This window comes from Paenibacillus xylanexedens (assembly GCF_017874615.1).
Taxonomy (GTDB): Bacteria; Bacillota; Bacilli; order Paenibacillales; family Paenibacillaceae; genus Paenibacillus; species Paenibacillus xylanexedens.
In genome coordinates, this window is sequence record NZ_JAGIKV010000007.1 from 297,793 (window position 1) to 313,434 (window position 15,642).

Annotated in this window: 10 protein-coding genes and 3 pseudogenes; 8 read left to right on the forward strand and 5 right to left on the reverse strand. The window is 40.5% G+C overall.

The window, feature by feature from the left end; translation table 11 throughout:
• Positions 1 to 119 precede the first annotated feature (119 nt).
• Positions 120 to 920, reverse strand: a pseudogene (locus tag J2Z28_RS31780) (transposase).
• A 1,287-nt stretch (positions 921 to 2,207) separates the two neighbouring features.
• Between J2Z28_RS31780 and J2Z28_RS11940 the strand changes: the two are divergent.
• The gene (locus J2Z28_RS11940; RefSeq protein WP_211082655.1) at positions 2,208 to 3,050 is read left to right on the forward strand and encodes a helix-turn-helix transcriptional regulator; all 843 of its coding nucleotides are present in this window, start codon (positions 2,208 to 2,210) and stop codon (positions 3,048 to 3,050) included.
• A 1,776-nt stretch (positions 3,051 to 4,826) separates the two neighbouring features.
• Positions 4,827 to 5,882, forward strand: a complete 1,056-nt coding sequence (locus J2Z28_RS11945) for a hypothetical protein (RefSeq protein WP_211082656.1) — start codon at positions 4,827 to 4,829, stop codon at positions 5,880 to 5,882.
• Positions 5,883 to 6,121: 239 nt separating this feature from the next.
• On the opposite strand, the pseudogene J2Z28_RS11950 reads toward J2Z28_RS11945, so the two are convergent.
• From J2Z28_RS11950 to J2Z28_RS11955, 3 genes and pseudogenes are all read right to left on the reverse strand, one after another.
• A pseudogene (locus J2Z28_RS11950) lies at positions 6,122 to 7,454 on the reverse strand (IS4 family transposase).
• Between the two features lie 762 nt (positions 7,455 to 8,216).
• Positions 8,217 to 8,848: pseudogene (locus tag J2Z28_RS31785) on the reverse strand (transposase); the annotation flags it as partial.
• A 519-nt stretch (positions 8,849 to 9,367) separates the two neighbouring features.
• Positions 9,368 to 9,583: a helix-turn-helix domain-containing protein gene (locus J2Z28_RS11955; RefSeq protein WP_211082657.1), complete on the reverse strand. Its 216-nt coding sequence runs from the start codon at positions 9,581 to 9,583 to the stop codon at positions 9,368 to 9,370.
• A 109-nt stretch (positions 9,584 to 9,692) separates the two neighbouring features.
• Between J2Z28_RS11955 and J2Z28_RS11960 the strand changes: the two genes are divergently transcribed.
• The 4 genes from J2Z28_RS11960 (at position 9,693) to J2Z28_RS11975 (ending at position 13,286) form a co-directional block, all read left to right on the forward strand.
• On the forward strand, positions 9,693 to 9,962 hold the full coding sequence (locus J2Z28_RS11960) for a hypothetical protein (protein ID WP_211082658.1): 270 nt from the start codon (positions 9,693 to 9,695) through the stop codon (positions 9,960 to 9,962).
• A 197-nt stretch (positions 9,963 to 10,159) separates the two neighbouring features.
• On the forward strand, positions 10,160 to 11,197 hold the full coding sequence (locus J2Z28_RS11965) for an ROK family protein (RefSeq protein WP_211082659.1): 1,038 nt from the start codon (positions 10,160 to 10,162) through the stop codon (positions 11,195 to 11,197).
• A gap of 307 nt (positions 11,198 to 11,504) precedes the next feature.
• A complete protein-coding gene (locus tag J2Z28_RS11970) occupies positions 11,505 to 12,704 on the forward strand; it encodes an MFS transporter (RefSeq protein ID WP_211082687.1) in 1,200 nt (399 codons plus the stop codon).
• A gap of 198 nt (positions 12,705 to 12,902) precedes the next feature.
• Positions 12,903 to 13,286 (forward strand): YhfM domain-containing protein, encoded by a 384-nt coding sequence (locus tag J2Z28_RS11975; protein ID WP_211082660.1) that lies wholly within the window; start codon positions 12,903 to 12,905, stop codon positions 13,284 to 13,286.
• A gap of 185 nt (positions 13,287 to 13,471) precedes the next feature.
• Here the strand turns inward: J2Z28_RS11975 and J2Z28_RS11980 are convergent, their stop codons facing one another.
• Positions 13,472 to 14,077 carry a DedA family protein gene (locus tag J2Z28_RS11980; RefSeq protein ID WP_211082661.1) on the reverse strand — a complete coding sequence of 202 codons (606 nt, stop codon included), beginning with the start codon at positions 14,075 to 14,077 and terminating at the stop codon, positions 13,472 to 13,474.
• 898 nt (positions 14,078 to 14,975) lie between these two features.
• On the opposite strand from J2Z28_RS11980, the gene J2Z28_RS11985 reads away from it, so the two are divergent.
• Entirely contained in the window at positions 14,976 to 15,278 is a 303-nt protein-coding gene (locus J2Z28_RS11985) for an AbrB/MazE/SpoVT family DNA-binding domain-containing protein (RefSeq protein ID WP_017687001.1), read from the forward strand.
• Positions 15,275 to 15,610 carry a type II toxin-antitoxin system PemK/MazF family toxin gene (locus tag J2Z28_RS11990; RefSeq protein ID WP_211082662.1) on the forward strand — a complete coding sequence of 112 codons (336 nt, stop codon included), beginning with the start codon at positions 15,275 to 15,277 and terminating at the stop codon, positions 15,608 to 15,610. Before J2Z28_RS11985 ends, J2Z28_RS11990 begins: the two co-directional genes overlap by 4 nt.
• Positions 15,611 to 15,642: the final 32 nt, after the last annotated feature.

Consider the following 15,642-nt stretch of genomic DNA (forward strand, 5'->3'; position numbering starts at 1 on the left):
CGAAGGTGAATTACAATAAGTTGGTGCAATACTTCTTTAGACATAATGCTAAGGATGAGCACTCATGCTCCTCAGGTACTGCGTGATTCCGCACGTGTTGCACTGGCAAACGCTGTGTGTCAATTTAAGTGAGACAGTTCCATTGAAAAAGATTCGTGAGCCGTTTTGCATCCCAAACATTTACGAGGTCTGTTTAATGAGATCGAGTGAGGAGGGCGAGGTCTTCATCCTCGGGAAAAACTCTCGCAGCAGCCCGTTCGCATTCTCATTGGAATCGCGTTGCTAGGATGAATACTGATCAGCAAAATAAACGTCTCTTTGGGTACTTTGAAATGGCTACAGCAAGTGCGATCTCCATTGACAATGGGTAGAATTGGACATAAGAATTGCTGCATACCGACGCCTTTCGTTCAACAAGCGTGGCTACGCATCCTATACTTTTACCGCATCCCGAAAATATGGTATCCGGCTCCAAGTGTCCAAACGTTTTACGAGAATAGACTTACTTCGGATGATCCGAAATGAATTAGAAAATGGGGAATTGACCGCGAGTTTCAACAGGTTTCTGACGCTTTACTTTAACCAGAAGGATGTATACCACGACTCGAATCAGTCTTCATGTATATCCAGCGATAGATGGTTTTGAAGGAGAACACAGGCAATTCATCTTCGGTAATCTGTTCCGGAGACCATGTGGCCCTCAGCTTGTGCCCCGGTGAAGTAGAGTTAGCCAATCGGACCATTTCACGGTGGGTACGGAAGCCTTATTACGTCCCTGATAAGATTCGGATGAAACGGCTCATTCTAATTCACGGCAAATAGTCGAAGGATGTTTGCCCAGTTCCTCAGCAATTGCTTGTGAGCTTATACCTTGCTGATGGAGGATCTCGTTTGATTATGCTATGATGTGTGTATCTCATGGTGGATTCTTCCTTTTCTTGTGTGAATGTTTGTTGTGGTGGCGTCATTCTACACGAATCCGGCCATGGGCCATTTTTTTATCTATTTCCAGTAAGTGTAGCGCTTCATATTACAATCCGTCCTATAGATAAAATGGCTGATTACCTTGTCTTCTGTTTGACAATTATGCGCTCCGAAACCAGCAGGCCGATTCCCGCAAGATGCTCCATTCTTCCTTGCTTCTTAACCGTTCAAACTCTTCTGTCACATAGCAACTACCGTCTATGATTTTTGCATCAGGGGCTGGCGAATTAACTGTCTGCTGTTCGTTGAGTCGTAACTTCTGTTCTCCAGGTAATAGGAGATTTCTTCTTTCAGCATCTGTTAATTGTCCTTGACCAGCAGCCAGTATTTTCTGCTACTTTTGATGATTGTTTAAGTGAGGTCTTTTTGCGTTCCCATCGTTTCGATGGTTACGATGCAGCCTTTGAGATATAGCAGTTTGCTTTGGCCAAAAGCCTAAGCACTTAACACATGTAGTTAACCTTTAGTGTGAACCGTATCTTTGCTTCGTTGGGTATTTTCCATCTTTGGATATAGCCTCCAGGTTATTTTTTCACGAACGGTATCGGCCCACTTTTGAATAGCATATGCAGGTCTTAGGAATAGCGCTAATAGAAAGGTATCATGGGAGGGGCAAGGGCTGGGTAACTCCCAAAAAGTCCGTAGCCATTCTTCGTGTAGTCGAGTAAAAATTTACATTTCGACAAATTTAGACAATCGCTGAGAATGGAAAGGACAATGGTAAATATCATTTATTTTAATTAATGGTAACTAATGGTTGTTACTCTCACTTCGGGGATTTCTTCAAACAAATTCAATAAACTTCTCGTTTCCACAAGCTCAGCTCCTTGCTTTCATTTCATTGTTGAGTCTGGTGTATTTCCCTGTTTTTTCACTCATTTTAGAAGCGACTGCTCTACAATGTGTGTTTGGTTGACGAACTATGGATAGAATGTTAAAGTTATTATATAACTTAAATGTTAAATATTAATGATAATACTTATTTTTGTAGAGAGATCATATCGATATCAATACAAAGAGCGATGAAGTATGAAAGTTGTTCTTTTATTGTGTTATCCTATCGGTTTTTGATACAAAATACTCTGATCTGTTTGTAGTGGTCTCTCGAAATAATAAATTGGTTATTAAAAAATCTAATAATTCATTGATGCATTAAATGTTTAAGAGTTTTTTAAAAATATAAAATGAAAGCGTTATTAGTTTATAACCTGCAGGTGAATGATATGGAGTACGTTACTTCTATAAGAAATCATGAGATTATTCTTCCTATTAGTTCATGCCAGATGGAGTTTCAACAGAGTGACTTGGTTCTGCTTGAAATGGGTGGATTGCTTAATTTAGGTACAAGAAGCCCTGTTAAACTTGGCGAGGGAGATATTGTTATTGGGAGAAAAATTACTTTAAGTAACCCTAGCGTTAAAGATTTCATAGTTGTGAGAGGTTTTGGTTTTAAGAAAACCGAACATTCTCAACAGCTAAAAATTCCGATCATTGTTAAGCGGTCAAATGTAGATGAACGCATATCAAGTGTACTTGCCAGCTTTACATATATCACTAACTATCAAAAACTTGCAGCAAATATAGAAGCTATTATTCCACTTATCAACTGTATAATAGAAAATGCAGGCTGTGAGATAGCGATATCTGATAGAAAAGAAACGAAAAACGGAAAAATTGACAAAAGATTAATTTTCGTTAATCGGTATATTCGAGAACATTATAAAGAGCCGCTAACGCTCCAACTGCTCTCCGAATTAATTAAGTGTAATCCCATTTATCTAAGTAACACTTACTCTCGTGTATTTAAAATACCTCCCATGAGATTCTTACAAGTTTATAGAATGAAAAAGGCACAGCAATTTTTGTTGGAAACAAATTTATCAATTTGTGAAGTAGCGGAAATGATAGGTTATGTTTCGTATTCCCAATTCAATGAAATATTTAAGAAATATTACAATGTGACACCTGGCCAATATCGCATCAATCATCCCTCATCAAGAGCGGGGATGATTAGTGGTGGAGACGGAATGGACCAAAGTATTAAAAGTAAACAATTCGATATTTAATGCAGAAGAAATATTAGTACTGCTTTTCCACGAGAATGGAAGTTGAAAAACCATAGTTGCTTGGACATATTCTATTAAACTGCCTAATAATTTGAAACACCTCTTTCGTTTTATCTATGTGAGGCTATGGAAATGTCGGTTGTAGACAGATAGATAATGGTTGAGAAATGGAGTTTGATGAAGGATAGAGTGTAGAAGAGTTGATCTGGAAACAGGTCATATATTGTATGGTCAAACAATTATCAAAGCAGCGAATGTGTTTAATTGGCAGAAAAAGTAAAATTTTGATATCAGTCTGTTAGTCTTACCTGTTAATCCAACCTACAAAAAACTCGAATTATTTTGTGTTAGTAGTTGTTGGCATGAAGAAGGGATTCTTTACTGCTGGTTCCACAGACATACGACCAATGGTCTGCTCTAAGGAATTAATGGCCATGTGCAAGTCTCCAAAGGCCGAGCTCGTGGCTACCTCAATGTCGGAAATCTCATTGTAATGGTCTATATGATGGTTAACAAAATGCGTAAGTCACTGCTTGCTGCACGGAGGAGCTAGACCTGTGTTTTCCCTTAACCTGAATCAAGCTTTCCGAGTGGTGGGTGTTCAGGTCGGGGGCAATGAACTCTCTGTGGGCATCATTTTTCACAAGCTGCTTCACATGTATCATAAAATCGGTTTCGTTCCGGGGAGGTGCCATCTACGCCCCTCACAATTTGCCCCGTGATCACATTAAAACTAGCAATAAGGCTTAGTGTGCCATGACAGAAATACTCGAACTATTTGCGTTTCAACAAGCCTGATTTCATCGGCAAGGTCGGATGAAGTCGTTCCAGTTTTTGAATACCTCTGATTTCATCAAAGGACACCACATGTAAGCCAAACGAGTGAAGCAGTGGAGTCGATCGATAGAGTAGGAAATTTCTCGGGCCTTTTGGGAAAAACAGCAGGATTTTCCTGTTTGACATTCATCCATACTTGGTAGCGGTAGGGACTGAGATCCGCCTCATTTTAAAAAGATGACCGACCTGTCGGACGAAAATAGACAGTACAACGCCTTGTTGGGACTGTCTTATCCCTTACTTAAAGCGCAGTCCAGCAACTCACGGGAAGTCCGCAAGCCTCAGGATCTTGATTGGCAATCTCTTTTATTTGAATCACTTGCTGCTAGGTAAAGGTTGGCATTGTAGGGTACCAGGTTGGGGTTCGTAGTGAAAACCTGAAACACCACAGCCTAGAGTTCTTCGGGATGATATTGTTCGATGATACATAGTCTGGGGTACTGGCCTAGCGTTCCCACGCTAGCGTGATTTGTAGAGGGTGAAGAGGAAGCCACCGGCTGCTGATCTCACTGTTACTGATTCCCTCAGTAGATTCCGAAAGATTCAGGTAAAATGACCAAATTTTGATGCGTACTTCATCGTCGGATCAGTTGTTTAAAGAGATAGCATTGCTCTCCCCTCACTGCATTCAGGAACATTTCAATTTCAAGACTTATTTAGCTTGGCTGTACTAGTTCCTATTTCCTGATAAAATATCTCCTAATAATACACTCTGAATCCTATAATACTGTTTTAGCGGGGTTAAAACCGGTTGGAAATATATACAAAACAGATTTTTTTTAAAAATATTTCAAGTTCTCGGGGTGGAATCACCAAATAAATTCATTCACTGGAAACTCAAGGTTGGAATTAATGGTAGACACCTTTGCTCAATAATTTTTTATGGTTTGAATTTAAGTAACCAAATGATTGAAAAATAGTAACAAAGGGATGATTTTATTGAATACAAAAGTACTTCCTATACATTATCCGCTTATCTCCAATTACCCGCAGCATGCATATTATTTTTCTATTATATCTAATAACGAAAAATTTCTTCCATGGATTTACAGTAATTATTTAAATATGTGTTTTATGGAATCGAGTAATAATTGCTTTCTAGATTATTATGCACAAACACCTGAACATCACTTTCATCCATGTTTCGTAGACTCTCAAAGATTACTAAGGTCAACGATATTGAAGTATATTCCAGATATAGTTGAATTTCTAAAAGATCAAATCCATTTTGAAAATTATATTTGGCTGCATGTAAATGAATATTATATTCCAGGCTCGCCAGCATATAAAAAGTATTCATTTCCACATGCAATATTTATAAACGGATTCGATGATAATGAGCAACGGTTTAATATTTCTGGTTTTTTGAAGCATAGAAAATATATGTGCTCCTATGCTTCATACTCAGAAATAGAGAAGTCATTTTACGATTTTGGGAAAACACATATAGATAGTGATGTTACTCAACACGTAAACTATATGCACTTATTGAAATTACATCCAAATCATCATCTAGGATTACCATACCAATTTGATATGAAATTTGTTGCGGAACAAATAAAGGACTATTTTGAATCGAAAAATCTATCACTAAATTTTAGATCTTTCTATAGTCATGAATTATATTCGGATTGGACTTATGGTATTAATATCTTACCTAGATTGAAAAGACAGATTAATTTGCACTTGGAGGACAACAAGTTAATAGATGTTAGACCATATTATACGCTTTATAATTATAAAAAACTCATGGTTGCAAGAATAAGATATATACAGGAAAATAAATTCTTTGATTTTAAGTCTATTTTTCGCGAAGGATTTAAAACGCTCGAGAATAAAAGTGAAATTTTACTTAATCTATATATAAAATATAAAATATCGAAGGAGAAAAAATATATTTATCAATTAATGAATCTTCTTGATGATTTATATCTCATCGAGAAAGTGCTTCTAGAACGTTTGCTTAATGATTTCTCTGATAAGAAGTTATTATAAGTTGTATTGCATGAGCTCCAATAGTTAAGACGCGGAGATAAATAAATAATGTTATAAAACAATGAAAAAAAGAGAGTCTGTCAATGATTTTGTGTAAAATCTTTTAAGTATATTTTCGCCTGAGGGGGAAGACTCCGAATTTACCCCGAGTGTTGACCGACCCGATTCCGATCCGGTAAAAGACCGAAAGCTGGAGCAGTATTTGCCCCCAGTGGCCAGATAGAGCACTTTTAATTAACTCAACTTTCGCAGCTTAAATCTTTAAACAAACCCTTGATATAGCTGGGTAAACCGGAGATCCATTCTTGTAGTTGACAAAAAACAGCCGATTTGTTCTTTTTCGTTTTCGCTTGAGACATGTCGAGAAATCATCAGTTGCTGAAGCGCGGATTGAAAATACAGATCGCGAACCTCATCGGCAAAGAGAAAAAAGAGCCCACCCAGTGTCCGGTCATCACTGGTTTCGCGTCGTTCGTATTCCATCGCTAAATAACGGTTGAATACAACCGTTGTGTGGCTAATCAGTTGGTCGAAGGACGACCCTGAAATTCCGTTCCCAGTTTCAAATAGCTCTTGGTGACTTTAAAAAAGGTCTCAATACTCCACGCATAACGTAGATTCGTACGATTTTCGTCTCATCGAGCGTGACGTCTGTGCTTAAAATGGTAAGCCACTCTCGTCTTTTATTCCGGTTGTGCACAAAAACAAGCTTCACAGGCAGACCACACGAAGTATGTACGACCACGGAGCCTTTGATGTCTTTTGTCCTCGATTTGGGCAGGGTTTGAAACACGGTACTTAGCGTCATATGCTGTCCCTGTACGAGATATCGCTACTTCATTTCTTTAATCATTCCAATCACAGACAGACCTCTGCCTGTGAGCTGGCGAAGCAGTGGAGCTTGTGTAAACCAGCTGTCCATCAGCACGTAATCCGCAGTGAATCCGGCTTTTAAAGCCCGATCTAACAAGCCTACAAATGCATCGGGCTTACGAGAAAAAGACTCTATTCGTAGTTTGTATCCATGGCTCCGCTTGGAGAGATGGGATGCCATTTCGCAAAAACGATTGGCCAGTTTGGCAGAAGAAAGCATGACAGAATCCAGCGGCACAAAGGTAAAACCGTCCGACCAACCGAGCGTGAGCATCGTATAACCTTTGATGTACCTGCCTGCGGAATGGTCAAATACACGTGCCAAGAGCTCTGCTTTTTTACTCCGGTTTCGGCTGAGCATGAAGCGTCAATGATAAATACACGTACCCGGTGGGAGGAAATGAGCGATTTAAAATGGCGTACGATCTGAAGACTTAACGTCTGCAAAAATCGCTGCCAGGCAAAGGAGGGTTCATTTAGAAACCGATAGAAGACATCTTTACCTGGCAAATCGGCTCCGCGGTCACTTTCCAAAAGGCGAAACCAGTTCTTTTCTTCAAAAACCAACGAGAATACGATTCGAAAAATGGCTAAACTCGAAAAACCAAATGATTTGGAAATGCCTGCGTGCCTGAGGGCTTTTCCGATATGGAGTGTAGCAAAAAGTTTAGAAAAAATGAGACTGTTCAGACAAGGAATGTTTTTGTAATATAGGGTTACACCCCTTTCTTGTTGGCATGGTTGGTCGCACTTCCATGATACCAAACAAGAAAGGTGTTTTTTTGTCAATAGAAACAGTGATGTTTAAATTTTTTTTACGCCCACAAAGGGTTGACTCGATATTCTAGGTGAGAAAGTTGAGTAATTAATAAAGTTCTTGGTCTAAACCCATTAGATTTCAGCCAGTAAATCCCTCCAGAACTAGCAGGCACTTTAGTGCTTTCCGGGAGGTTTGACATACTAAATTAGGTTGAGAAGGCATGGGATACATCCAAAATGGAAGCCACACGAGGTACGATATCGAATATCATATCGTGTGGACGATAAAATATTGATACAAAGTGTTACAAGGCGCAGTAGCAGAATGGTACGAGAATTAATTCATCAAGGATGTTAAACAAGAAATTCAAGGATTATCCGAGGTAGTATAGGAAAATAACACGTTCATCTGTTGGTATCATGTCCGTCGACGATAGTACCCAGTAATTTGTTTCAATATATTTGAAAGGTCGATCCTCCAAGGTGTTGCAGGAAGAATTTCAGGAACTCAAGAAGCGTTTCTAGGAGCAACATTTACGGACAACCGGATGTTTTTTAGAATGGTAGGAGCAGTGACGGAAGAAATGATCAAAGATACATCGAAAAGTGAGTTACAGTCACGAACTTGAGCTGCCTTGATGAGAGAACACTTCAGTGTATTTGAGTGTAAAAAAACTTAGCCAGCTCTAGTGCATGGTGGTTTAGTAAGAATTCATCCGTAGGCAAGATACTTTTCCCTTTGATTTCCTTACGAAGCTGGCGGTGGTAACTATCGTTCATATTGTTAGTATAGATGGGTTTGCAAATCTCAGGCGGGTACTTGAAAAAGTTAATGAGCTCATCCTAATTGTTTCGCTAAGAGCGGATATTTAACGCCCCAGACTTCCTTGAAAGGTTGAGTTCAAGTAAGCCTCCTTCGAACCCAGTCAGGTTTGTTCATACAGATGATGAGGATGTCTTGAACTACCCGATTATTAGTTCGTTCAGAACGCTCAGTCAGAACTTGCAGGACTTATTCTCACCAATCCACATCCCTAAGACATCCTTGTTTCAATCCAGATAGATCCTTGCGAGGCCGATTATTAATTTTTCTTAACGACAAGCCCAAACTCACTGACTACTGCTTTACGGCTCTTTCCATTTTCGGCTGTTGGGAGTAAGATTTGCCTTCACTTCATGCTCTCCGTAGACCAAGTGGGTATCCATCTTGGCTTCCAGCATCTCCTGAATGTTTCTGCAAATAGATCCTTTATTGCATTCTGTGCATCTTGCGCGCTTACCAGATTGTTCTTCTTAATGAATTCCTGAATTTGCTGTTTTGACCAAAGTCCCATGTTTTCTCCTTTACTCTCTTCTTTCTTCCATTTAAATGGGTTTGAGAGCTTACACAATATATCTTACAGACGATGGATTGTAATATTGTAGTAGAAAAGTGGAACAAAAAAAGAGTCATTTAAAATATCCTGATCTACCAGAGCATTTAATTATACATAAGAAACTTACTTCATTTCTTGACAGATTGAAGGCGGTTGCTGGGGGAGAAGTATTCTCATACTGTAGTCGCTCATATATCAAAAGATGGTCATCATTATATTCACCCAGATATAACGAAAAAACGTTCTCTTACTGTTAGAGAAGTATTTTTAATCCAATTATTTCCATTTGGTTTTTTTTGAAGGGCTGAGGACTTCTAATTTTGTGCAAATCGGCTATGCAGTTCCTCCTTTGTTGGCTAAGAGACTAGCAGATTGGTTTAAAATTAGATTGGAGATATAAGACTGTCGATAAGGTATAATAAACAGGGTTTTTTTGAAAGTACATTGGTTCTTTAAAATAGTCACAGTATTTTTCAACTAAATATCCCGAATCTCAATAATCTCCCTAATATCATCAATGTCCAATGCTTCTGCGATCCGTTCAATATGAGCAAAGTTGATATTCTCACGTTTCCCAGACTGCAACTCACTCAACGCAGCGTGACGTATATCAGATAATCGTGCCAGTTCGCGCAGTGAGATATTATGTTTTTCCGTGAGTTTATGAATATTAACAAAGACTTTCTTTGCCATGCTAAATCACTCCTAAATTTTCCATATGGTCTTGACGTTACGCATGAGCGTACCATATACTTTTTGTATATCTGGTACTCTTATGCGTACCAATTTTAGGAGTGGTGACATGACAAGTACCAAAAGCGGAGACCTCGCTTTGCAGTACGCACAACTTGTCCAACAAGAAGACGATTACGTTGATCAACTCGTTACATGCAACAAACTCATATTGGACGCCATGGACATTATCGCCAAGCGAGCAGGGGTACTGCACATGGACACGGTGAAACAGGCTGCGTATCACCTACATGCAATGGAACAGGATCTATACCGAAAGTTATTTGAAGTAAGGCTGGAGAAGAGCATCTTGGCCCATCAAATGAGTCAGTCTACATAAAACCACCTCAACTAAAGGACAGTGCAGGATCACACAAGATGATCTTGAACTGTCTTTTTGCCTTCCCGTCCAAACTTTTTGGCTCCAATTAAGCATTGACTTTCCCCACAAATCCACCTAAACTTCAATTATTAAAATACTTTTAAAAACATTCATTGAATGGTTCGAAATGAACGAAAGGAGGCATACAACTAACCATGTTACCTAGATCACACAACACCCAACAGGTAAAACGGATCAACGTTGAACTGGTGAAGAACACGCTTCGATCCATGGGCGTAGGTACGAAGGCTTCCATCGCAAACCTGACCAAACTTAGCGTGGCGACATGCGGCACGATCCTGAACGAATTACTCCAAACGGGTGAGATTATTGATCTGGGCCCGGATGAATCGAGCGGGGGGAGACCGGCGAGTCGGTACCAGTTTAATGCGGACTACGCCAGTGTACTGTGCCTGATTATTCGAACGGAGGGCGGCATTCACTCGATCACACATACATATGCCAATCTGAACGGAGAGATGGCGGACGAACAGACTCTCATTTTGGATGAGATTAATGTCACGATGGTAGAGGATCTGATTGCAAACCTGATCGAACAACACCACAATGTGCAAGCGATTGGTATCGGCATACCTGGGGTGGCACACAACGGTGTGATTGGCATTTGCGACGTACCGGATCTGATGTATCAGCCACTCGGGCCAAGGCTTAAGGAGCAGTATGAAGACGTGGAAGTGGTCATTGGCAACGACATGAACCTGACAGTCTACGGACTGTACAACCAGCAGCAATTTGAGGAAGAGAAGAACTTTGCGGTGGTGACGTTTCCCGAGAACCATTTTCCGGGTGCAGGTTTTATCATTGATGGTCGTCCGCTGACCGGGAACACACAATTTGGGGGCGAGGTATCTTTTCTACCGTTTGGCGTGTCACGGGAAGAGCAATTGCGCATGTTGAAAACGACAGAGGGTTTGAAGGAACTCGTCGTACAAACGCTTGTATCCATCATCGCGATCATTAACCCGGCTACAATTGTGGTTACAGGCGATACAATGGACCCAGCTATGCGGGATGGCCTGACGCAAGGTTGTTTGGATCGAATGATTCCACTGGAGCATATGCCGGAGTTGATTATCCAAAGAGACACTCGGCGCGAATATGTGACTGGGCTAGTCACGGTGACGCTGGAAAGCCTGACCTACCGCATCCAGGTGATTGAGAAGCAATGGTAAAGGAAAAAGGAGCTTTTACGAGTATTCTATTTTTAGGAATAAAGCTTAACCATGTTTCCTATTTCAAATGTACAAATCATTGAAACGATAACGTAGAGGGCAGAACCAATCTGAAGAACGCCTTTATCACTGTATTTTCACCTTTAGGAACAAATCAAAAAAATACAGGGATAACAGCGGTCGGAAGATGGTACTGCAATCGTAGTTATAACGTGCAATCATTTTCCTGAACACAATGGAGGAACTTATTTTGAATCAGCAAGCAGGTACACAAGGCAACAAACGAAAGTTTAACAAGCTGTACGCCATGCAACTGGCAACGATATTTCTGGGATTTATCGTATTTGGCATATCGGAAAATATTAAGGGGCCGGCCATTCCGCGAATTCAATTCGACTTCAATTTGGATGAGAAACAGCTAGGGACGTTATTGTCCCTGAACGCACTGGGGTACCTGATCGCCTGCTCCTTCACGGCTATTCTGGTTCGCAAATGGGGCATTAAGGCAGTTAGCATCATATCGTTTGCATCTATGATCCTATCGGGTGTGTTCATTTATGTGTCTCATACCTATCCACTCTTTGCTTCATCGTACTTCTTCATGTACATCGGTAACGGCATGCTGGAGATTGCCTTGGCGATTTTGGGTGCGCGGATTTTTGTGAAAAACACAGGTACGATGATGAACCTGTCCCATTTCTTCTATGGGCTGAGTTCAACGGTAGCACCTTTGCTGGCGACGGGTGTCATGTCCTTGAAGGTGTTTGGACACGAACTGGACTGGCGCGGCATGTATCTGGTGATGTTGTCACTCTGTATGTTGCCAATCATTGCGGCGCTGCGCAGCAAATTTCCGGGAGATGATCTTCCTCATGAAGATCGGACTTCACTCAAGACGTTAACACGTGATCCTGCCATCTGGCTGATGGTGCTCATTCTTTCTTTTGGCGTGGTATCGGAACTGGCGGTTGGAGGTTGGCTCGTTAACTTCCTGGAGAAAGCCTACACCTGGGACACAGTCAAAGCATCTGGGCTGCTGTCTGCGTTCTTCCTCAGCTTCTCGCTGGGACGTCTGCTGCTTGGTCCATTGACGGACCGAATCGGATTTGTATTGTCATTGATTCTGTTCTCGGCTTTCTCGGGAGTATGTACGTTCGTGGCGCTTGCAGGGGGAGAACGACTTGCGATTTTCTTTGCGATATCTGGCGCTGGCATAGCGATGATCTATCCAACAGTTATGGCGTTTATCGCACGCAGATATCCGAACGGCAGTGACACCGCGATTACGTTCACGGTTACCTTGATGGGGGTTGGTAGTGTCATTGGTAACTATGTGATTGGCTGGGTGATTGAGGGCGTGAAGAATTTGTACGGTTCAACGACTCAGTTGGGACTGCTACGCGGACTTCAGGCAGGGTATGGATTCATCGGTTTATGTGCTGTGATCTGTGCGGCATCGGGAGTAGTGTTGTATGTGTATTTGAAAAGAAGGCAGGAACTGATTTAAATACTTGAGGTATAAAAATATTGAAGAAACATGTGAGAAAAATATTTTAGGATCTTTAGATGAACTAATTACCTGCAGAGAAATAATTATGGATTGTTGTATAAACCAAAGCAATAAATAATTTTTAATGGCTCTTTTCTCACTTAAACATTAGAGTGGGAAAAGAGTTTTTTTTATGAACAAGGAAGGAAGTGCAAAATGAAAAGGATAGGATTATTGTTTTTAATTTGTTTATGTCTCCTTATCATTGTAGCTTGTAATCAAAAAAACAATGACGATGTTGTGGCAGAGATAGAATATCATAAGGAAGGAAATGTAATCAAAATCACTCAAAGAGACACTGTTAATCAAATTCTAAATATTTTAGAATCTGCTCAAAAGAACAAGAAGGTTATTGATGTAGGGAAAACAGACGAAAAAATAGTTGTTAATTACAGTAGCAATGATATCAAAATTTTTGATCTATACATCGATTTTGATAAGAGTGTCGGTATGGTCGTAATGGAATCTGACAGTAATTATGCTTATGAGCTATCAAGTCAGTCTATAAAAGACTTAAAAACAATTCTAAAAGGGACTTAAAATAGAAATTAATTTTTCTATCAGTATCTTATTAGTTAGATAGTCATTAAATAGTCATTAAACCGATAAAACCCCACTGATCCTTAGGATCGAGTGGGGTCTTACATATAATCAGATGAATTTTAGCATACGACTATTTCAAAAAATCATCAAATTGCGCATCTCTTTTCCTTACTTCAACAAGACTATGACTTGTTCAAAGCCGTTCTTCTTTTCCAACGTTTCAAAAGCACGTACAATCCAAAAGCGCCTAAGAAAACCACCGCTGCCGGAACGATATAAGGCTTAACAATCTCATCCACATGCTCCCATTGAGAGCCTAATTTGAAGCCTAAGTAAATGTACAATGAGGTGATCGGAAGCATGGCCAAGAATGTAAAGATACTGAATTTAAACACATTCATTTTCGCCATTCCACATGGGATTGAGATCACCGTCCGAATGCCGGGTACAAAACGTCCATAGAAAGCTACCCCGCTGCCATATTTCTCGAAGAACTTATCGGAAGCGTCCAGATGGTGGGGGCGAATCAAGAAATACTTGCCGAATTTTTCGACCATCGGTCTGCCACCGTATCGTCCCAGGGCATACAACGTCAGAGGTCCAAACGTTCCGCCTACGGTACCAGCCAGAATAGCCAGCCAAAGCTTCATATCCCCAAGATACACCCAATATCCCGCCATGGGCAGCACAAGTTCAGCAGGTACGAATTCAAACGACAAGGCAATAACGAGACCTGCGTATGACAAATCTTTAAAAAAGAGTATAAATTGCGTGATCCATTCTGTCATGCTTTCCCTCCATGAATCTATCTTTTTTATATATAAAAGAAACACTCCTGTACAAAGAGTAACAATAGCGAATAGAGCTTGTCAAAGTTCACATGTATGTCCATTTCAGGGCACACTGCGGCAATATGTTTACCCGTACATAAGGCATGGATTCATTGACACTTAATACAGAAGTGGATACCAGGCAATGATATAATTATCTGAAAACGCTTCCAATTATAGTATGATAAAACTATCACTAGCTTCTTCACCATCCTGTACATAAAGAGAAGGAGATCAGAACATGACCGTAACTTCGATTATCAACCAAATCCTTATTATTGAATACGATCCCTCTTACGCTGCTGTGCGCAAGACCGTGGAGGCCGGATGGCCGACGGGAGTGTGGTTTTGATTTCTTTGACTATACGTGGAAAAAGGGAGATGTCTCCCTGCGGGCTGAATTTGAAAAGTCGGGTCGCGGGCTGACTGCCCTCGAAACACCGGATTTCGAAATCTCTACAGAGGTCGATGATCATGATCTGGTTTTCGGTTCCAGCTATAAGGTTCGCTATCGCATTAAGAACACTTCTGCGTCCGAACTGGCAGTCGAGATCAAGGCATATTATACAAGGGTAAGCTACCGAGGGACTATAGCTCCATAAAACAGGGGCAGTCTGGACTTCATTTTTTTCGTCTAAGGCTTACAGCTGTTTTTCATTGTTGGAGATGATCTGACTGGGAAACCTCGTTTCGACCAAATAAGGTTTTTTTATATGCTTATTTTGCTTTGTACCAATGGTATATCTATTCATAACCATAGGCTGTACAATCATTATTTTATGGTTGAATACAATGTATCCTTTTACTGTTTCATGTATATCATATAGATATACAACTGTAGGGAGGTGAGGTATAATTGGAGCATCAATCAAACGAAAGGCGTGGGATTGCCATGACTACAGCCACACTTAGCAAATGGGGAAATAGCAGTGCAATTCGCATTCCTAACCAATTGCTTAAGCGTCTTAATCTGGAAGAAGGCTCGGAAATCGAGATTTTGGTGACAGAAGATAATGAATTGTTGTTGCGTCCAAAAACCAAGCCTGTAGAGTCCAATGAGGAACTACGTAACCATCTAAAGACTTTGCTCTCTAAAGTGAAACAGGATACAAGACATGAAGAAATAGACTTTGGTACTGAAGGGAACGAGTTACTTTGATTATTCCCAAACGAGGCGATCTGATATGGCTTGACTTTGATCCTCAAGCGGGTCACGAGCAAGCCGGGAGACGACCGGCTATTGTTCTATCGGAACTTGAATTCAATGAAATAACGGGTTTTGCCGTTGTATGTCCCATAACGAGCCAAGCCAAGGATTATCCTTTTGAAGTTACACTACCAGAAGAGCTGCCATTTTCAGGTGTTGTTTTAACGGATCAGTTGAAGAGTCTTGATGTGCGACAACGACGTATCCAAATTGCGGGGCATACCGAACCAACCTCTGAATTTATGAAATCAGTTCTACGCAATGTCCGTTCTATATTGGCATAATTGAAAATTAGTAGCTGATCATATTCCTAAAT